The 18,918-nt window shown below is 65.9% G+C and carries 19 protein-coding genes and 1 pseudogene; 15 read left to right on the plus strand and 5 right to left on the minus strand.

All coding sequences use genetic code 11. The annotated features are described in order from the left end of the window. Positions 1 to 630: a TetR/AcrR family transcriptional regulator gene (locus tag SKC41_RS22915; RefSeq protein WP_330979952.1), complete on the minus strand. Its 630-nt coding sequence runs from the start codon at positions 628 to 630 to the stop codon at positions 1 to 3. A gap of 92 nt (positions 631 to 722) precedes the next feature. Here SKC41_RS22915 and SKC41_RS22920 point away from each other — a divergent pair, with 92 nt between their 5' ends. Both SKC41_RS22920 and SKC41_RS22925 read left to right on the plus strand, forming a co-directional pair. Further along, the gene (locus SKC41_RS22920) at positions 723 to 1,937 is read left to right on the plus strand and encodes a cytochrome P450 (RefSeq protein ID WP_330979953.1); all 1,215 of its coding nucleotides are present in this window, start codon (positions 723 to 725) and stop codon (positions 1,935 to 1,937) included. 7 nt (positions 1,938 to 1,944) lie between these two features. After that, the gene (locus SKC41_RS22925; RefSeq protein WP_330979954.1) at positions 1,945 to 2,913 is read left to right on the plus strand and encodes an SDR family NAD(P)-dependent oxidoreductase; all 969 of its coding nucleotides are present in this window, start codon (positions 1,945 to 1,947) and stop codon (positions 2,911 to 2,913) included. Between the two features lie 36 nt (positions 2,914 to 2,949). On the opposite strand, the gene SKC41_RS22930 is transcribed toward SKC41_RS22925, so the two are convergent. Continuing rightward, complete coding sequence (locus SKC41_RS22930) at positions 2,950 to 3,642, minus strand: hypothetical protein (RefSeq protein ID WP_330979955.1); 693 nt, start codon at positions 3,640 to 3,642, stop codon at positions 2,950 to 2,952. Positions 3,643 to 3,720: 78 nt separating this feature from the next. Here SKC41_RS22930 and SKC41_RS22935 point away from each other — a divergent pair, with 78 nt between their 5' ends. The 3 genes from SKC41_RS22935 to SKC41_RS22945 are packed head-to-tail and all read left to right on the plus strand — an operon-like array spanning position 3,721 to position 7,778. Continuing rightward, entirely contained in the window at positions 3,721 to 5,226 is a 1,506-nt protein-coding gene (locus SKC41_RS22935) for a carboxylesterase/lipase family protein (RefSeq protein ID WP_330979956.1), read from the plus strand. 57 nt (positions 5,227 to 5,283) lie between these two features. After that, complete coding sequence (locus SKC41_RS22940; protein WP_330979957.1) at positions 5,284 to 7,278, plus strand: DUF7064 domain-containing protein; 1,995 nt, start codon at positions 5,284 to 5,286, stop codon at positions 7,276 to 7,278. A gap of 38 nt (positions 7,279 to 7,316) precedes the next feature. Further along, positions 7,317 to 7,778: a gluconokinase gene (locus SKC41_RS22945; RefSeq protein WP_330980102.1), complete on the plus strand. Its 462-nt coding sequence runs from the start codon at positions 7,317 to 7,319 to the stop codon at positions 7,776 to 7,778. Positions 7,779 to 7,781: 3 nt separating this feature from the next. Here the strand turns inward: SKC41_RS22945 and SKC41_RS22950 are convergent, their stop codons facing one another. After that, positions 7,782 to 8,744 carry a DoxX family membrane protein gene (locus tag SKC41_RS22950; RefSeq protein ID WP_330979958.1) on the minus strand — a complete coding sequence of 321 codons (963 nt, stop codon included), beginning with the start codon at positions 8,742 to 8,744 and terminating at the stop codon, positions 7,782 to 7,784. Between the two features lie 78 nt (positions 8,745 to 8,822). Here SKC41_RS22950 and pncA point away from each other — a divergent pair, with 78 nt between their 5' ends. The 3 genes from pncA to SKC41_RS22965 all read left to right on the plus strand — a co-directional run bounded on the left by pncA (position 8,823) and on the right by SKC41_RS22965 (position 10,914). Next, the gene (gene pncA, locus SKC41_RS22955) at positions 8,823 to 9,383 is read left to right on the plus strand and encodes a pyrazinamidase PncA (protein WP_330979959.1); all 561 of its coding nucleotides are present in this window, start codon (positions 8,823 to 8,825) and stop codon (positions 9,381 to 9,383) included. Continuing rightward, entirely contained in the window at positions 9,383 to 10,183 is an 801-nt protein-coding gene (locus SKC41_RS22960) for a ketosteroid isomerase family protein (RefSeq protein WP_330979960.1), read from the plus strand. Before pncA ends, SKC41_RS22960 begins: the two co-directional genes overlap by 1 nt. Positions 10,184 to 10,278: 95 nt before the next feature. Continuing rightward, positions 10,279 to 10,914, plus strand: coding sequence for a hypothetical protein (locus tag SKC41_RS22965; protein ID WP_330979961.1), 636 nt, complete (start codon positions 10,279 to 10,281; stop codon positions 10,912 to 10,914). Here the strand turns inward: SKC41_RS22965 and SKC41_RS22970 are convergent. Next, a complete protein-coding gene (locus tag SKC41_RS22970) occupies positions 10,911 to 11,267 on the minus strand; it encodes a DoxX family protein (RefSeq protein WP_330979962.1) in 357 nt (118 codons plus the stop codon). The two genes, SKC41_RS22965 and SKC41_RS22970, sit on opposite strands and share 4 nt — an antisense overlap. A gap of 181 nt (positions 11,268 to 11,448) precedes the next feature. Between SKC41_RS22970 and SKC41_RS22975 the strand changes: the two genes are divergently transcribed. From SKC41_RS22975 to SKC41_RS23000, 6 genes and pseudogenes are all read left to right on the plus strand, one after another. Continuing rightward, complete coding sequence (locus SKC41_RS22975; protein ID WP_330979963.1) at positions 11,449 to 12,456, plus strand: sigma-70 family RNA polymerase sigma factor; 1,008 nt, start codon at positions 11,449 to 11,451, stop codon at positions 12,454 to 12,456. Beyond that, complete coding sequence (locus tag SKC41_RS22980; RefSeq protein WP_330979964.1) at positions 12,446 to 13,771, plus strand: ABC transporter substrate-binding protein; 1,326 nt, start codon at positions 12,446 to 12,448, stop codon at positions 13,769 to 13,771. Before SKC41_RS22975 ends, SKC41_RS22980 begins: the two co-directional genes overlap by 11 nt. 95 nt (positions 13,772 to 13,866) lie before the next feature. Next, complete coding sequence (locus SKC41_RS22985) at positions 13,867 to 14,730, plus strand: carbohydrate ABC transporter permease (RefSeq protein WP_330980103.1); 864 nt, start codon at positions 13,867 to 13,869, stop codon at positions 14,728 to 14,730. Between the two features lie 34 nt (positions 14,731 to 14,764). After that, the gene (locus SKC41_RS22990) at positions 14,765 to 15,559 is read left to right on the plus strand and encodes a carbohydrate ABC transporter permease (RefSeq protein WP_442931767.1); all 795 of its coding nucleotides are present in this window, start codon (positions 14,765 to 14,767) and stop codon (positions 15,557 to 15,559) included. Positions 15,560 to 15,562: 3 nt separating this feature from the next. Next, the gene (locus tag SKC41_RS22995; RefSeq protein WP_330979966.1) at positions 15,563 to 16,633 is read left to right on the plus strand and encodes an ABC transporter ATP-binding protein; all 1,071 of its coding nucleotides are present in this window, start codon (positions 15,563 to 15,565) and stop codon (positions 16,631 to 16,633) included. After that, positions 16,630 to 17,585, plus strand: a pseudogene (locus SKC41_RS23000) (patatin-like phospholipase family protein). The gene SKC41_RS22995 and the pseudogene SKC41_RS23000 overlap by 4 nt, the downstream one beginning before the upstream one ends. On the opposite strand, the gene SKC41_RS23005 reads toward SKC41_RS23000, so the two are convergent. Next, positions 17,582 to 17,869, minus strand: a complete 288-nt coding sequence (locus SKC41_RS23005) for a DUF3349 domain-containing protein (protein ID WP_330979967.1) — start codon at positions 17,867 to 17,869, stop codon at positions 17,582 to 17,584. The pseudogene SKC41_RS23000 and the gene SKC41_RS23005 overlap by 4 nt on opposite strands. A 149-nt stretch (positions 17,870 to 18,018) precedes the next feature. On the opposite strand from SKC41_RS23005, the gene SKC41_RS23010 reads away from it, so the two are divergent. Continuing rightward, positions 18,019 to 18,852, plus strand: a complete 834-nt coding sequence (locus tag SKC41_RS23010) for a DUF3097 domain-containing protein (RefSeq protein WP_330979968.1) — start codon at positions 18,019 to 18,021, stop codon at positions 18,850 to 18,852. Positions 18,853 to 18,918: the final 66 nt, after the last annotated feature.

The following is an 18,918-nucleotide window of genomic DNA, read 5'->3' on the forward strand; positions in this document are numbered from 1 at the left end:
CTACAGCGGCCAGCTATTCGGCCCGACCTCGTAATGCAATGCTGCCGGCGGCGGCAATGGCTGGCGTTCGTTGACCGAAATCGCATCGACGACGAGGGCGACATACCGGCGCCAGCCGTCGCTGCCGGAAGCCATCGTGGACAGCACACCGAAGAGCATCGCGACCAGGCGCGGAAGGTCGTCGGCCACCAAGTCGTCGCGGATACTGCCGACGCGCTGGCCTTCTCGAACAAGCTCGCCGAGCGCTTCGTTGAGTGAAACCGAGATGTCGGACGTGAGCGATCCGGCGCGGCGCGCGGCGGTCAGCAGGTTGTGTTCGCGAGCGCCCAACGCTATCGCCGCCTCGATCAGTTGGGTCAGGCCCCGCAGCGGATCGGCCTCACGGCGGGCGCTGTCGATCACCGGCGTAAGGTCCTCGGCGACGCTTTGATCCAGGGCGGCCCGCACCAGATCGGCCTTCGCCGGGAATCTGCGGTAGAGCGTGCGCTCACCCACGCCGGCGTGCCGCGCGACCGCTTCCAGCGGGGCGTCGGGCCCCAGCCGGCCATAAACTTCCCGCGCCGCGCGCAGGATGCGCTCGACGTTGCGCGCCGCGTCGGCCCGCAACGGCCGGTCTTCAACCGCGGTCATGGTGACAGCCTAACTGACAGTTGACTGCCAATAAGTGTAGCTCTAGGCTTTACAACTGGCAGACAACTGACACTTAATGGGAAAAGCGGGCTATGTCAACAACTTCCGAAGTGCGTTCTGACGCCGATCTTCCGGTGCTACCGGTGCCACGGCCGGCGCGGTGCCCGCTTGCGCCGCCCTCCGAATTCGCGGACTGGAGGGAACAGCCCGGGCTACGGCGGGCGATGTTCCAGGGCAATCCAGTCTGGGTGGTCAGCCGCTACCAGGACATCAGGGCTGCGCTGGTCGATCCGCGCTTGTCCGCCAAGACCATTCCGGACTCGATCATGCCGAAGGACGACGAGAACAAGGTCCCGGTGATGTTCGCCCGCACCGACGATCCCGAGCATCAACGGTTGCGGCGCATGATGACCACCAACTTCACCTTCCGGCGCTGCGAAGCGATGCGCCCGCACATCCAGGAAACGGTCGACCACTATCTCGGACAGATGATCGCCGGCGGTGCACCGGCCGATCTGGTGCGCGAATTCGCTTTGCCAGTACCATCATTGGTGATCGCACTGCTGCTGGGAGTGCCTCCCGAGGATCTCGAGATTTTCCAGCGCCACACCACCACCGGGCTCGACCAGAGGTCCACCGACGAGCAAAAAGGCCAAGCTTTCGGGGCGATGTACGCCTATATCGAGCAGTTGGTGGAACGCAAAGCGCGCGAACCCGGCGACGACTTGATCAGCCGTCTGGTCACCGAATATGTCGCCACGGGCCAACTCGACCACGCCACCACCGCCATGAACGGTGTGATCATGATGCAGGCGGGTCACGAAACCACCGCCAACATGATCTCGTTGGGAACGGTTGCGCTGCTGGAACATCCCGATGCGTTCCAGCGTCTCGGACAGACCGACGATGCTGCCGTCATCGCGAACATCGTTGAAGAGCTGATGCGTTACCTGACCATCGTGCACAGCCAGGTCGATCGGGTGGCGACCGAAGATCTGATGATCGGCGGTCAACTGGTTCGCGCCGGGGAGTTCGTCATGATGAACCTGCTCGCGGGAAACTGGGACACGGACTTCGTCGATCATCCCGAATCCTTCGACATCAGCCGAAACACCCGCGGACACTTGGGATTCGGCTACGGTGTGCATCAGTGCATCGGCGCGAACCTGGCGCGTGTCGAGATGCAAGTCGCATTCGCCACGCTGGCACGTCGCCTACCCGGGCTCAAACTGGCGGTATCGCCTGAGGGGCTGAAGTTCAAAGAAGCCAACATCTATGGCATGAAAGAGCTTCCAGTGAGCTGGTGAGGATCCGATGACCAACGAGCTGAGGTTCGACGATCAGGTTGCCGTCATCACCGGCGCCGGCGGCGGCCTGGGCAAGCAGTACGCACTGCTGCTGGCGTCTCGGGGTGCGCGGGTGGTCGTCAACGACATCGGTGGCTCGGTGACAGGAGATGGCTCGAGCAACGAAGCGGCCGACGCTGCCACACGCGAGATTCGCGAGCTGGGCGGTCAGGCCGTTGCGGACAGTCACAGCGTGACCAGTCCCGCAGGGGGACAAGCGATTATCGATACCGCCCTGAGCACTTGGGGCCGCGTCGATATCGTGATCAACAATGCCGGAATCGTGCGGGATGCGCCGTTCGAGGAGATGACCGCCGAGCTGCTCGAGCCGCTGCTGGACGTGCATTTGCGGGGCGCGTTCCACGTGACGCGACCGGCGTGGAAGGCGATGCGCGAGCAGGGGTACGGCCGCATCCTCAATACCACTTCGGCTGCCGGCATCCTGGGTGCCACGGGCATGAGTAACTACGGCACGGCCAAGACCGGGCTGCTCGGTTTTACCCGCGTACTGGCCGCCGAAGGTTCCGACCGCGACATCAAGGTCAACGCTATCGCCCCGATCGCCTACACGCGGATGTTGACGCACTCGATCGACGGTGCCGCACCCCCGGCCGATGCGGCGGCGCAGGTCGTGTTGAACGACCTGACGAACCAGTATCTCAAGAAGCTGGACCCGGCCCTGGTTGCCCCGGTGGCGGCCTTCTTGACCCATCGCGATTGCCCGGTGTCCGGTGAGGTCTATACCGTTGGTGCAGGCCATGTTTCGCGATTCTTCATCGGACGGACCAAGGGCTTCTACAGCCCCGAATTGTCAATCGAAGAGGTGCGGGACCACCTGGGGCAGATCCGCGACGAAGCCGGCTACACGGTGCCCGGCGGACCCGCCGACGAGATGGCCGAGCTCTTCGCCATGATCATGGCCGACCAACCGGACTAGCGGCCTTACTCCCGCCCGCGTCGTGCGAAAAAGTCCTCAGCAGCCGAATGCAATGCCGATGCCGTCGGGCGGCGGGACCGACCGCAGACAGCCGAACTGCTGGATTCCGCCGCCGCTGAACCGTACGGCCGACTGGCGAGCGTAGTTAACGCAGAACAGGCCGGCTTGGTCGGCGCGGCAGCGGTAGTCGTCATAGGACAGCGTGTCCCCGCCCGCCAATTCGGCCCCGTTGCCGTTGACGAACGGGCCGGGGTCGGCGCGGGCCGCCCCGACCTGCAAAGTCGTCCCGTCGAAGGTGACCCAACCGCCTTTCCATTCGCCGTAGGCCGTGTCCGGCCGGGGCGGGGGACTGGACAGATCGACCAGACAGGTCAGCGCGCCGCCGGTGTGCGCGGAGTCCGTCGTGCACGCGACCTTAGCGGCCGGGACGCTGAAGGCGACGTCCTTTCCGAGCTGGGTGGTGACGCCGTCGCGGGTGACGGCGTGATAGCGGGCCGGATCGGCGGGATGACCTGCCTCGATCCATGCGATGACATCTGAGATCGGCGCGCCGGCCGCCGGTGGGGCCGATGGCCCGGGCGGTTTACTCCCCGGCGAGGTCGTGCTGGTCGGGGAGTACCCCGACACCGCCGTCGTGTTCGGCGTCTGGCTGTGCGCCGCTTGACCGCCGCCGCTGTGCGAGCATCCGGCAACCAATACCGAGAGTGTGACCAAGACGGCCATTCGCATGCCGACAGGCTATCCGTCACACCGTGGATTTAGCCGCTACGCGCGCCCTACGTCCGTAGTGTCGGCTACCGTCGGCGTATGCACGAGCGCACTATCCGCGCACGCACCGCAAACGGCATCGTCGAAGGCTTCACCCGCGACGGCGTCAACCGCTGGCGATCGATTCCCTACGCCCGGCCGCCGGTTGGCCGGCTGCGGTTGCGGGCGCCGCAGCCGGCGCAGGCCTGGTCAGGTGTGCGTCATTGCCACGGTTTCACCAACTGCGCGCCCCAGCAGCGCCGCTACACAATGCTGGGTGTCGGCAGATATCAGCCGATGAGCGAGGATTGCCTCACCCTCAACGTCGTTGCGCCGGAGTCTGGTCACGACGAACCGCTGCCGGTCATGGTCTTCATTCACGGCGGCGGATACATCCTGGGCAGCTCCGCGGTCCCGCTGTACGACGGCGCGGCGCTGGCCCGCCGCGGCTGTGTGTACGTATCGGTCAATTACCGGCTGGGTGCCCTGGGATGTCTTGACCTGTCGTCGTTGTCGACCGCGGACACCACCATCGACAGCAATCTGTACCTGCGCGACCTGGTCTTGGCGCTGCAGTGGATCCGGGAGAACATCGCGGGATTCGGCGGCGATCCCGGCAACGTCACCATCTTCGGCGAAAGCGCCGGCGCGTGTATCACCGCCACGTTGTTGGCGGTACCGGCCGCCGAAGGCCTGTTCGCGCGGGCGATCGCGGAAAGCCCGGCGTCGGGCCTGGTTCGGTCGAAGGAGATTTCGGCCCAGTTCGCGACGAGATTCGCCAACTTGCTGGGCGCGCGCCCCGAGGATGCCGCGAACGCGCTCATGCAGGCATCCCCGGCCCAACTCGTCGAGACCCAACACCGGCTGATCGACCATGGCATGGAGAACAGGCTGGGCGCCTTCCCGATCGGCCCGGTGATCGGCGACGACTGCCTGCCCGAAGACCCCGTGGTGGCGATGCAGAACGGTCGGGCGCATCGCGTCCCGCTGATCGTGGGCACCAACGCCGAAGAAGGCCGGTTGTTCACCAGGTTCCTCAAGATGCTGCCCACCAATAAGTCAATGATTGAGGAGTTGCTGGCCGACGCGGAACCGGCTGCCCGCGAACGCATTACGGCCGCGTACCCGGGTTACCCGTCATCCTCGGCCTGCATCCAGCTGGGAGGGGACTTCGCCTTCAGCTCGGCGGCCTGGCAGCTCGCCGAGGCGCACAGTGGCAACGCACCGACATATCTGTATCGCTACGACTACGCACCGCGGATGCTGCGCTGGTCGGGGTTGGGCGCGACCCACGCCACCGAGTTGTTGGCCGTTTTCGACTTCTATCGAACCCGGCTCGGCGCGTTCTTGACCGCGGCGGCCGACCAGCGCGCCGCACTTCGGGTGAGCGACCATGTGCAGCGCCGTTGGCGAGCGTTCAGTCGCGGCGGGGTCCCGGGTGAGGACTGGCCCGCCTACACCGTCGACGACCGCGCGGTGATGGTCTTCGACCGCAAGAGCCGTATCGAATTCGATCCGCACCCGCATCGCCGGATGGCCTGGGCAGGCTTCTCATTGGCGCAGTGACCTGGCACGCTGACGTGGCACGCTGAATCCGTCAGCGAAATTCGGCAGAGGACGTCAATGCAGACCCAGCCAGTCGAACGACCCAGTGATCTCACCGCTTCGTGGTTGACCGCCACGATCGGCGCCGGCGAGGTCGCCGACTTCGAAACCGAACGCATCGGCACCGGCCAGATGAGCGAGTGCTATCGGGTGCGGCTGCACTACGCCGATGGGGCCGTGGGACCGGAGTCGGTGGTGTTGAAGGTCGCGGCCAGCGATCCGATCAGTCGGCAAACCGGGCTGGCGCTGGGCCTCTACGAGCGTGAAGTCCGCTTCTACGGCGATATCGCGCCACGCCTGGGCGGGCCGATCGCCCCGTGCTATCACGCCGCGATCGACACCTCGGCCGGTGTCTTCGATCTGCTGCTCGGCGACGCGGTTCCCGCAGTTGTCGGCAACGAAATAGCCGGTGCCACAATCGAACAGGCCACCGTCGCGGTCGTCGAGTTGGGTCGGCTGCACGGCCCGCTGCTCGGCGACACGACGCTGGCCCAAGCGCCCTGGCTCAACCGGGATGCTCCGCTCAACCAGGCCCTGGTCGCACCGCTGTACGCCGGCTTCCTCGAGCGCTACGGCGACCAGATCGCGCCGGCGCACCGCATGGTGTGCGAACGCCTGGTCGGAGCGTTCGACGCCTATCTGGCCGCCGAAACGGAACGAAACCAGATTCTGGGCCTGGTCCACGGCGACTATCGGCTGGACAACCTGTTGTTCGGCACCGATGGGGCCGATCGCGCGCTGACCGTCGTCGACTGGCAGACCGTCTCCTGGGGTGTGCCGTTCACCGACCTGTCCTACTTCCTCGGCTGCGCACTGCGGACGCTGGATCGTCGGGCGCACTACGACGCACTGCTGCGCGCTTACCACGAGGCGCTCGGTCCCCAACCGCCGATCACGCTTGCCGACGTCACCGAAGGTGTGCGGCGGCAAAGCTTTTTCGGCGTGATGATGGCGATCGTGTCGTCGATGCTGGTGGAACGCACCGAGCGCGGCGATCAGATGTTCATGACGATGCTGGCGCGACACTGCGATCATGTGCTCGATACCGACGCGCTGGCGACGCTGCCCACTGCGGTCGCGCCCGAACCGCTGCGGCCAACCGACGACGATGAACTGGCGCACGTGCCGACCGACGAACCGCTGTGGAGCGAGAGCTGGTATGCCGACTTCGTCGATGCCGCACAGGGATTCGGCGGCTGGTTCCGCATCGGTCTGGTCGCCAACCAGCAGGCCGCCTGGGTTCAGGTGCTGCTGTGTGGACCGGACCTGCCGACCGTGGCCGTGCTCGATTACGAAGTTCCGCTGCCCGAAGACCCGTGGGAGTTGCGCACCGACGCCTTCGAAATCAGCCACGCCGCCAGCGCACCACTGCAGACCTACCGGGTCGACGTGCGGGCCAGCGGGCAGTCCTACGCGGACCCGTCGGCGCTATTGCGCGGCGAGTCGGGAACACCCGTCGACATAACAATGAATCTGGTGTGGACCACCGACGGTGCCCCATATAAATACCGGGTGACGACGCGCTACGAAATCCCATGCACCGTAACCGGAACCGTCACCGTCAACGGCACCACCTATCGGATGGATTCGGTTGCGGGACAGCGTGATCACTCGTGGGGTGTCCGCGACTGGTGGAGCATGGACTGGATGTGGAGCGCCCTGCACCTGGGCGACGGCACGCACCTGCACGGATTGGACATCGACATCCCGAATGTCCCCCCGATGGGTATCGGCTACATCCAGGACGCCGACCGCAACGTCACCGAACTGCACACCGTGACCAACCCAAGAGCATTCGGCGACAACGGTTTACCGCTCAAAATGACCTTGAGCCTGGACCCCGGCGGGCTCAGCGGCGACGTCGACATCCATGGCCACGCTCCGGTACTCCTGACCGGCCCCGACGGACAGGTCAGCGAGTTCGCGCGCGCCTGGGTCAGCATCGACACCACGGACGGCCGCACCGGCGTCGGCTGGATGGAATGGAACCGCAACCTCCAGCGACAGACTTAGGCGCGGTGCCGACGGCCACGGCGCCACCGGTCGTGGTGATGGGTGTCTCGGGATCGGGCAAGTCGACGGTGGGCTCCGCGCTCGCCCAGCGGCTGCGGGTGCCCTTTGTCGACGCCGACAGCCTGCATCCGCCGGCCAGCGTGGCCAAGATGGCCGCCGGGCAACCGCTTACCGACGAGGATCGCCGTCCGTGGCTGGAACGCGTCGGGGACTGGCTGGCCGACCACCGTGACGGTGGGGTAGTGAGTTGCTCGGCGCTCAAACGCAGCTACCGCGACCGGTTGCGCGCACATTGTCCGGACGTGGAGTTCCTGTATCTGAGCGGCTCACCGGAACTGATCGAGGCGCGGCTGGCGGCCAGATCGCACCATTTCATGCCGGCCGCATTGCTGCGGTCGCAACTCGACACATTGGAACCGCTGGGGGCCGACGAGCCCGGGCGCACCGTCGACATCGATCGAGGTGTCGACGCTATCGTCGACACCTTCCTGGCGGGCTAGCCGCTACCAGGGACGACGACGGGTTTTGACCTGGCCGCCGACCCGGTCGCGCGCCGCGTCGGCCAACTGGCTGCCGTGCGCGCGTGCGGATTCGGCGATTTCTTCGCTACGCACCCGAGCCTTCTTGGCCAGCTTCTCGCTACGCTTGCGCGCCTTCTTCGCCAGCGGTCCGGCCTTCTGGGCGGCCTCTTCCGCCAGCTTTTCGCTGCGCTTGCGGGCCTTTTCGGCTCGCTCGGCCACCTCGTCGGCCAGCTGGTCGGCCAGCTGTTCACTGCGCTTGCGCGCCTTCTTGGCCAGCGGCTCGGCGCGTTCGGCGGCCGCACTGGCCAGTTCGCGACCGCGGTCGAGGGCGAGCTCGGCGTACGGCGCGCCGCGCTCGGCAGCGGTGGTGGCCAGTTCGCGACCGCGGTCGGCGCCAACGTGCAAGCCGTGCGCGATCTTTTCGCCGAGCTCACTGAAGTCGGTGTCGAACAACGCGTCGTCGGAGCCGGGCAGCGCCGAGGTCACCCGGTCGGACAGGCGCTCGGCTGCCTTGCGGCCGCGCCATCCCAACGACGGCTTGCCCGCGGTGTCGGCGGACGCGATCATCAGCCCGCCCAGCAGGCTCAGGTCTTTCAGGAACTCGCGGCGGCGCTCGGCTTTGCGCTCCGGGTCGCTCTCGTTCCAGAACGAGTAGGAGCCGAAGTTGGCCGGCAGCACCGTCAGTGCCAGTACGGCCGACGCGACGCGCGGCATTTTGCCGGTGGCGAGCAGCAGTCCGCCGCCGATCTGAACACCGGCGGTTATCTGGGCGAACGTTTGGGGGTCGTTGGGCATGCTGCGGGCCACCTGGTCCGGCAACGCCTGCAGGCCATCGACCGCGGGCGCTGCGGCCTGCGCCGCAGCCTTGGGATTAAGCAGGGATTCAACTCCTTGCCCGATAAAGGCAACCGACAACAGCGGGCGTGCGATTCTGCGGATCACCATGGCACGGAGGTTACCCGGCGAATCGGCAAACAAACCGGCTGGCCCATCGCCGCAGTTGACGGCGATATGGTGGAGCGCGTGCGAGCGTTGATCATCGTCGACGTGCAAAACGACTTCTGCGCGGGCGGCTCGCTGCCCGTCACCGGCGGCGAGGACGTGGCCGGCGCCATCAACGACTATCTGGCCCGCGAGCCCGGCTACCACCACGTTGTGGCCACGAAGGACTTCCATATCGACCCGGGCGCCCATTTCTCCGATCACCCCGACTATTCGTCGTCCTGGCCGCCGCACTGCGTTGCGGGAAGTCCCGGAGTGGAATTTCGTCCCGACCTCGACACCCGGCGGATCGAGGCGGTATTCCGCAAGGGCGCCCGGGCCGCCGCCTACAGCGGCTTCGAGGGTGCCGAGGAGAACGGGACGTCGCTACTCGATTGGCTGCGCCAGCGCGGCGTCGACGAGGTCGACGTCGTCGGCATTGCCATCGACCATTGCGTCCGGCGAACCGCCGAGGATGCGGCGCGCAACGGTTTGAGCACCCGGGTGCTGCTCGACCTGACCGCGGCGGTGTCGCCCAGTTCGGCCGCGCAAGCACTGGTCGAGATGCGAAGTGCCGGAATCGAATTGATCGAGGGCGTCTGATGGTGGTGCCACTGGATCGGGAGTCCCTGCTGGCCGCGGTGGAGCGCTCGCCCCGGGCGGCCGCCGCGCACGACCGCGCCGGTTGGGTGGGGTTGTTCACCGAGGACGCCCGCATCGAAGACCCGGTCGGCTCGCGGCCGCACCTGGGCCGGGTCCAGATCGGGAACTTCTACGACACCTTCATCGGCCCGCGTGCGATCAAGTTCCATCGCGACCTCGACATCGTCTTCGGCACGGTTGTGCTGCGCGACCTCGAGCTCGAGGTGTCGATGGGTGCGGCCACCACGATGTATATACCCGCGTTCCTGCGTTACGACCTGCGAGAAGCGAACGGCCAGTGGCAGATTGCTCATCTGCGGGCGTACTGGGAGCTGCCGGCGATGATGCTGCAGTTCCTGCGGACCGGATTGCAGGCCGTGTCACCCGCGGTAGCACTGTCGCGAGGGCTGCTGAACAATCAAGGGCTGCCTGGAACTGCGGGCTTCATGACCGGCTTTCGCCGGCCGGGTGCCCGGCACAAGAGGCTGGTGCAGACATTCCTCGGGGCCGTTTCGCGCGGTGATACATTGGCTGCTGCTCACGCGCTATCGCCTGCTGCCGCAATCACTCTGGGTGACAATGACCCGCTCGACATCGCCGAATTCGCGGCGGAACTCGCTGGCGCGAACTGGACCAAGATGATCGGTGCGGGGGCCACGATCACCGTCTCGCTCAATTCGGCTCACGGGCGCGGCATTATGTTTGCCGACTTGGGCCGGCGCGGCAAGGCCATCGATCACATCCGCTATTTTCCGGCCTGAGCGCCCGCCCTGATCAGCTCGCTACCAGCGTTGCATGTATTGCCGAGAACCTGATAGGTGCCGTAGAAATAGCTGTCATGAAACGTAGGCAAGCGATGAGTGTGGTAAAAACCGTCGGCGTTGGGGTGGCGATCAGCGCCTTGCTGACCGGCACGACAGCCTGTGGCAAAGACGAAAAGTCATCTTCCCCGTCATCGTCGTCGACGTCCTCGTCGTCCTCGGCGGCATCGTCGAGTTCGGCAACATCCTCATCCGCGTCGAGCGCGGCGCCTTCGGGGACCGCGCCGCTCGCCGACTACTCCAACTTGCTGATCTCGGCCGCCGACATCGGCGCCGACACCACTTTGGGTCCGCCGGAGCAGAACCCCGGCGGCGTGGCCGGGGTGGCGGTGACCTTCAGCAACACCTCCAAGACCCACACCATCGCGGATCTCCTCGTCGTCTTTACCGATGCGGCGTCGGCCGCCCAAGGCGCCAAAGACCGACCGGCCTCCCTGGGTAAATACGTCACCGGTGCCCCGCAGCCGTTCGCGGTGGGGACCAACGGCATCATCGTCGTCGGGCCGTCGCCCGATAACACCAAATCGGTGACCTACGTGGTGTTCTCCGAGGGCAAGGTCGTCGTCGACCTGGAGTTCGACAGCGGACCCAACGACGCCGCTCCGCAGGACTTCGTGATGGACGTGGCCAAGAAGCAGGACGACGCGGTCAAGACCCGCATGACCAGCTAGTAGCGCTCACTCACCAGCAGCGCCAGCGACGTTGCGGACAGGCACAGGAACCCGCCCGGAAAGGCGATGTTGTACAAGACGTGTGCCCTGACGTGAGTCAGCACCGCCCCGATAAAGAACAGGACCAGGCCGGCCGCGGCCGCGATACCTAACGCCGACAGACCCACCAGCCCGGCGACCAGTCCGACGGCCCCGGCCAGCTTCGTCAACGCCAACGCCGGTATCCACGAACGGGGCACACCGACCTCGGCCGAGTTTGCCAACACGAATTTCGCGGGGATGAGGTCGGCGACGGCTATCCCGCCGGTGGCGATCACGGTGATCAGAGTGATCACCAGGTATGCGATGTGCATGCGAATCAGGTCCTTCCTTCGTTCAAACCGTTGTGGTGCAGCTATTTCCGCTGCGGCGAGCCGTCCTGCGATGCGCATCGCGGCGCACAATCGGTAGGGTCATGGTGCTGGTCTCTGTGGTGCGGAGAGTTCGATCGATGCGGTCATCTTCTTGACGACTCCCCTGCGGAAAAGGTGACCCATGAACGCAACCGAAAATCTGGTGGACCTCGCCGATCTGGCGCAGCGGTTCGACGCCGATCGTCAGCACTTGCGGGCGGTGGCGTTTCGGCTACTCGGCTCGGCCGCGGATGCCGACGACGCGGTGCAGTCCGCGTGGCTGAAGGCCAGCCGGGCCCACGACATCGGCGCCGTCCGCAATCTGACCGGGTGGTTCACCACGATCACCGCCCGCGAGGCGTTCGACCAGCTGCGCGTGCGAAAGCGTCGCGCCGAGCAACCGGTGGCCGACGCGCACGAATTGGACCGACTGGCAGCCACCACGTCGGTGCCGGCCGACGAGGACGTGCTGCTGGCCGACTCGGTACGCACCGCGATGCTGGTGGTGCTGGATCGCCTGTCGCCCGCGCAGCGAGTCGCATTCGTCCTGCACGACCTGTTCGCCGTGCCCTTCGAGACGATCGGCGACGTGTTGGACCGGACACCGACCGCCGCGAAGAAGCTGGCGAGTCGGGCCCGTTCGCGGCTGCACGGTGGCTCGCCCGCCCGGCCCCGCCACCTGGCGGGGCACCTCGAGATCGTCGAGGCGTTTCTGACGGCATCCCGTGGCGGTGATATCGCCACGTTGCTCGAGCTGTTGGCCCCCGATGTGGTGCGCCGGGTCGATCGCGTGTTGGTTCCCGATCACGTGGCCGCCGAGCTGCGTGGGGCCCGTGAGGTCGCCGAGGAGACGCGTCAATTCGCGCAGCGTGCCCGGGCCGGCGTGGTGATGCTGATCGACGGGGCTCCGGGCATCGTGATCGCGCCGCGCGGGCACGCGGAGATCCTGTTGCAGCTCGGCATCGGCGCGGACAATCGCATTCACACCATCGGCATCACCGCCGACGGCGGCCGTCGGCGCCGGGCCGTGCTCGCGCTGCCGCAGTGGCCGTCTCAGACATATCCCAGTCCCATCGGGTACCAAGGACATGGGACACGGCCGGCGGCGGCGTCGGCGACCGGGCGAGAACGGGACCACGATGCTCGATAAGCCGTTCGGACGGCGGAGCTTGATGCGCGGCGCCGGCGCGCTGACGGCCGCGGCTCTGGCACCGTGGGCCGGTGGATGTGCTTCCGACGACGACGCGTTGACGTTCTTCTTCGCCGCCAACCCGGACGAGGCCGCCGCCCGCCTACGTGTCGTCGCTGAGTTCGAGCGCCGCCACCCCGACATCAAGGTTCGGGCGGTGCGGTCTGGGCCCGGCGTGATGCAGCAGTTGTCCACGTTCTGCGCGGGTGGCAAATGCCCGGATGTGCTGCAGACCTGGGAACTGAGCTATGCGGAATTGGCCGCCCGGGGGGTTTTGCTGGACTTGAACGACCGCTTGGGGCGCGATCAAGCCTTCGCCGCCGAGTTCAAGGCGGACAGCGTTGGCCCGCTGTATGACACCTTCGCGTTCAACGATCAGCAATCGGCTTTTCCGGAGCAGTGGTCGGGAAACTTCTTGTTTTACAACAGGCAGCTGTTCGCCGACGCCGGTGTGGCGCCCCCGCCCACGTCGTGGAGTAAGACGTGGACGTTCGCCGAGTTCCTCGACACGGCCAAGGCGTTGACCAAGCGGGACGGGTCGGGGCGAGCCACGCAGTGGGGTTTCGTGAACACCTTCGTCTCGTACTACTCGGCCGGATTGTTCGCGATGAACAACGGCGTACCGTGGTCGACGCCGATTCGCAATCCGACCCATTTCAATTTCGACAACCCGGCGTTCATGGAGGCCGTGCAGTTCTACGCCGACCTCGCCAACAAACACAAGGTGGCACCCAACGCCTCCGAGGTGCAATCGATGTCGACGCCAGATCTGTTCGCCGCGGGCAAGGCAGCCATGGCGCTGGGCGGTCACTGGCGATACCAGACCTTTATTCGCGCCGAGGGATTGGATTTCGACGTCGCGCCCCTACCGGTGGGGCCGTCGCTGCCCAGCGGGCGGAGCGCCTGCTCCAACATCGGCACCACCGGGCTGTCTATCTCGGCGAGTAGCCGACATCAGGACCAGGCATGGCAATTCGTCAAGTTCGCCTGCGGTCCCGTGGGTCAAGCGATCATCGCGCAATCCTGCCTCTTCGTGCCAGTGTTGCGATCCGTGCTTGCTTCGGACGGCTTCGCCAAGGCCCACCAGCGGATTCGCAACCTCACGGTGCTCACCGAAGGACCCTCTTATTCCGAAGGCCTGCCCGTCACCCCGGTTTGGGAAAAGGTCGTTGCGCTGATGGATCGCAACATGGGACCCGTCTTGCGTGGCTCGCGCCCCGCGACATCGCTGACCGGGTTGTCGGTCGCCGTTGACGAGGTGCTGCGCAACCCATGACATCGGTCAACAGATCAGCCGTGCACACCCCGGCCGCCGCGAAACGCCGTCCGCAGGGGCCGTATCCGTCACGGCGGCGAGCCTGGGCGGGACGCATGTTCGTCGCACCGAACCTGGCCGCGGTCGCGGTGTTCATGCTCTTTCCGCTCGGATTCTCGTTGTACATGAGCTTCCAGCGCTGGGACGTGTTCAGGCCGCCAAAGTTCGTGGGCCTCAAGAACTTCGAAGACCTTTTCACGTCAGACCCGTTGTTTCTCATCGCGATCCGCAACACCATCGTCTTCACCCTCGGAACGGTCATACCCACGGTCGTCATCAGTCTCGTCGTGGCGGCGGTGCTGAACCGGAAAGCCAAGGGCATAGCCATCGTTCGGACAATCGTCTTCATGCCCCTGGCGATCTCGTCGGTGGTCCTGGCGGTCGTCTGGCAGTTCGTCTTCAACACCGACAACGGACTGCTCAACATCATGCTCGGCTGGGTGGGACTCGGTCCGGTTCCGTGGCTTGTCGACCCCGATTGGGCGATGGCCTCGCTCTGCGTGGTCGCCGTGTGGCGAAGTGTGCCGTTCGCGACCATCATCCTGCTGGCGGCGATGCAAGGAGTGCCGCAAACCGTCTACGAGGCAGCCAAAATCGACGGTGCGGGCGAGATACGGCAGTTCTGGTCGATCACGGTGCCACTGATCCGCGGCTCGGTGTCGTTCGTCGTCGTCATCTCAATCATCCACGCGTTCCAGGCGTTTGACATGATCTACGTTCTCAATGGTTCGAATGGCGGCCCGGAGACGTCGACCTATGTGCTGGGCATCATGCTGTTCCAGCATGCTTTCTCATTCCTGGAATTCGGGTACGCGTCGGCGCTGGCCTGGGTGATGTTCGCGATTTTGCTGGTATTGACCTTTGTCCAGTTGCGGCTGACGCATCGGCGATCGTGGGAGGCTTCGCGTGGCCTTAGCTGAGGGAGTGGTCAAGCGCAGTGCTGTTCGCGCCGTGATGGTCTACACACTGCTGATCACCATCGCCTGGTGCTGGCTTTTCCCGGTCGCCTGGGCGGTGTCGGGTTCGCTGAAGAGGGAGGGCGAGATCAGCGAGCCGAAGCTGCTGCCGTCCCACCCGCGGTGGTCGAACTACGTCGAGGTGTTCAACGTGATGCCGTTCTGGCGAATGTTTTTCAATACCGTGCTGTACGCCGGGTGCGTGACCGCGGGGCAGGTGTTCTTTTGCTCGCTGGCCGGATATGCCTTCGCGCGACTGCAATTCCGGGGGCGCGATACGTTGTTCGTGTTGTACCTGGGGACGCTGATGGTGCCGCTGACCGTGACGGTGATTCCGCAGTTCATCCTGATGCGCACGGCGGGATGGGTTGATACGCCCTGGGCGATGATCGTGCCCGGCCTGTTCGGCAGTGCGTTCGGGACCTACCTGATGCGGCAGTTCTTCCAAACGCTGCCCGCCGATCTCGAGGAAGCCGCGATACTCGACGGTTGTACGCCGTGGCAGATCTACTGGAGGATTCTGTTGCCCCATGCCAGGCCCGCCGTGATGGTGCTTGCCGTGCTCACCTGGGTCAACGTCTGGAACGACTTTCTGTGGCCATTGTTGATGATTCAGCGCAACAGCCTGGCCACCCTCACGCTCGGCCTGGTGCGGCTGCGGGGAGAGTACGTGGCCCGCTGGCCGATCATCATGGCTGCCTCGATCATCATCATGGTGCCGCTGGTGATCATCTATGCGGTCGCGCAGCGTTCCTTCGTGCGCGGCATCGCCGTGACCGGGCTTGGTGGCTGAACCGTGGCGTCGGTGAGTTGGGAGCAGGCGACGCGACACTTCCCGGGCGCGGAACGCCCAGCCCTGGACGGCCTCGACTTGTTTGTCGACGACGGCGAGTTCGTCGTCCTGGTCGGACCGTCGGGATGCGGCAAGACGACCTCGTTGCGGATGGTCGCCGGACTGGAAACGCTGGACGCCGGCTGCGTCCGCATCGGTGAGCGCGACGTGACCCATGTCGATCCTAAGGACCGCGACGTGGCGATGGTGTTCCAGAACTACGCGCTGTACCCGCATATGACGGTCGCGCAGAACATGGGTTTCGCGTTGAAGATCGCGAAATCCTCCAAGGCCGAGATCACCGACCGGGTGCTCGCCGCGGCGAAACTGCTTGACCTGGAACCATATCTGGATCGCAAACCCAAGGACCTCTCCGGCGGGCAACGCCAGCGCGTGGCGATGGGACGCGCGATCGTGCGGCGCCCGCACGTGTTCCTGATGGACGAGCCGCTGTCCAATCTCGATGCCAAACTCCGGGTGCAAACCCGCAATCAGATCGCCGCGCTGCAGCGACGGCTTCAGACCACGACCGTCTACGTCACCCACGACCAGGTCGAGGCCATGACGATGGGGGACCGCGTGGCGGTGCTGCGCGACGGTGTGCTGCAGCAATTCGCGGCGCCACGCCAGCTCTACCGCAACCCCGCCAACGTGTTCGTGGCCGGATTCATCGGGTCGCCGGCAATGAACCTGTTTACTCTGCCGATCGTCGATTCCGCTGTGTCGCTGGGGGATTGGCCGATCCAACTGCCGCGAGAGATCGCCGACAGTGCGAGCGAGATCGTGGTCGGTGTCCGGCCCGAGCACTTCGAGCTGGGCGGGCTCGGTGTCGAGATGGAGGTCGACGTCGTCGAGGAGCTCGGGGCCGACGCCTACCTGTATGGCCGAATCACCGACTCCGCGAAGGCAATCGACCAAGACGTCGTCGCTCGCGCCGATGGGCGCAATCCACCCCAAAAGGGCAGCCGGGTGCGGTTGCATCCGGAACCCGGACATGTGCACTTCTTCGCGACCGACGGGAGCCGGATCTCATGAGCACGCAGCCCGTCGATCTCGTTTGCCAGGGCGGCGGCGTTCGGGGTATCGGCCTGGTCGGGGCGGTGGACGCGCTGGCCGCGGCCGGCTACCGATTCCCTCGGGTCGCCGGGACGAGCGCGGGCGCGATCGTCGCGTCGCTGGTGGCAGCCCTGCAGGCGGCGGGCGAACCAATCACCCGGCTCGCCGAGATCATGCGTTCGCTCGACTACCGAAAGTTTCTGGACCGCAACCTGGTCGGGCATGTGCCGCTGATCGGTGGGGGACTGTCACTGCTGCTGTCGGATGGGGTCTACCACGGCGCCCATCTCGAACACCTGCTGGCAGGCTTGCTCGCCGACCTGGGTGTGCGGACCTTCGGCGACCTGCGCACCGGTGAAGAACCTGAACAATTTGCGTGGTCGCTGGTGGTCACCGCCAGCGATCTGTCCCGGCGCCGGCTGGTGCGCATCCCGTGGGACCTCGACTCGTACGGAGTCGACCCGAACGACTTCTCCGTGGCACGCGCGGTGCACGCCTCGGCGGCGATTCCCTACGTGTTCGAACCGGTGCGAGTGGGCGGCGCCACCTGGGTCGACGGCGGGTTGTTGTCGAGCTTTCCGGTGGAGCTGTTCGACCGGGCTCAGCCGCGGTGGCCGACGTTCGGGATCCGGCTATCGGCGCGGCCGGGCATTGCGCCCACGCATCCGGTGCACGGGCCGGTGTCGTTGGGCATCGCCGTTGTAGAGACCCTGGTGAGTAATCAGGACAACGCCTACATCGACGATCCATGCACGGTGCGGCGCACCATCTTCGTGCCCGCCGACGAGGTGAGCCCGATCGACTTCGACATCACCGCCGCGCAGCGCGACGCGCTCTACCAGCGCGGATCGGTCCGGGCCGGGAGTTCTTGAAGACGTGGAACTATGCCGACTATCTGGCGGCCTGCGGCGGGCCGGTCGCACAGGATTAACGCCGCGCGCGCCCGATCGCGTCGAGTCTTTGCTCGACGCGCGCGATGTCGTCCGGCGAGGGCATCTCATTCGTGATCCGAAAGATCGCGACGCCGACATCGACGGTGCTGACCGGCCCTGCTTTGCATGCCATGAATTCACTTGCGATGGTGGTGATTTCGTCATCGGTGACGCGACGGCGCAGCAGCGCCAGCAGCGGCACGTAGCCGTGCTTCGGCGCCCCGGTCGGGTAGCCGGCGCGCAGAAACGCGACAGCCTTCGATACCAGGCCGGCAATCCCCATTGCTTCCACCTCATCAACTGCTGCGCGCTTGGCGCCCTAATTAACGTAGCAGCAAGCAGCTGATTCGCGGGCGGGGCAACGCGGTCGGCAGGCATTTATGGGCGCGCCGATCACCGATCTCGGCCGCGAGCGTTCCTAGTATTGCCCGCGTGATGGATCGCTACGGAACCGACGTGCTGGCCGCCGGTCGGCGCAAGCCGCGCTCGACCGAACACCCTGCTGACCTGGGACTTGTTGTCGAGGATGTCGAGACCGGTTACGTCGGTGCGGTGGTGCGGGTCGAGTACGGGCGCATCGACCTGGAAGATCGGCATGGCCACGTCCGTGGCTTTCCGCTGGGGCCCGGATACCTGCTGGAGGGGCGTCCGGTGATCCTCACCGAGCCGCGCCGCGCCGTACCGGCCGCCGCGAGCCGTACCGCCTCGGGCTCCGTCGCGGTACCGGGCGCGCGCGCTCGAGTCGCGCGTGCCAGCCGGATTTACGTCGAGGGCCGTCACGATGCGGAACTCATTGCGCAGGTCTGGGGCGAGGATCTGCGTATCGAAGGGGTCGTCGTCGAGCATCTCGGTGGCGTCGACGATTTGGTGGGCATCGTGGCAGAGTTCGCTCCCGGTCCGGGGCGCCGGCTCGGTGTTCTCGTCGATCACCTCGTCACGGGTTCGAAAGAGGCACGCATTGCCGAGGCGGTGCGCCGGGGACCCGGCGGGCCCGACACGCTGGTCGTCGGCCATCCCTATGTCGACATCTGGCAGGCGGTGAAGCCGCAGCGGCTCGGCCTGACGGCCTGGCCCGAGGTGCCGCGGCACATCGAATGGAAGCACGGCGCGTGCAAGGCGCTTCGATTGCCGCACGCCAGCCAGGCCGACATCGCCCGCGCGTGGCAGCGCATCCGGTCACGGGTACGCGACTGGAACGACCTCGAACCCGCGCTGATCAGCAGAGTCGAAGAACTCATCGACTTCGTCACCGAGCCTGGTCGCTGAGCCGGGCGGGAAGATCACGTTGAGGACGGCGTCGCGAGGGCGGGCCACCGCTCTTAATCGCGACGA

It is taken from the genome of Mycobacterium sp. 050128, from assembly GCF_036409155.1.
GTDB lineage: Bacteria > Actinomycetota > Actinomycetes > Mycobacteriales > Mycobacteriaceae > Mycobacterium.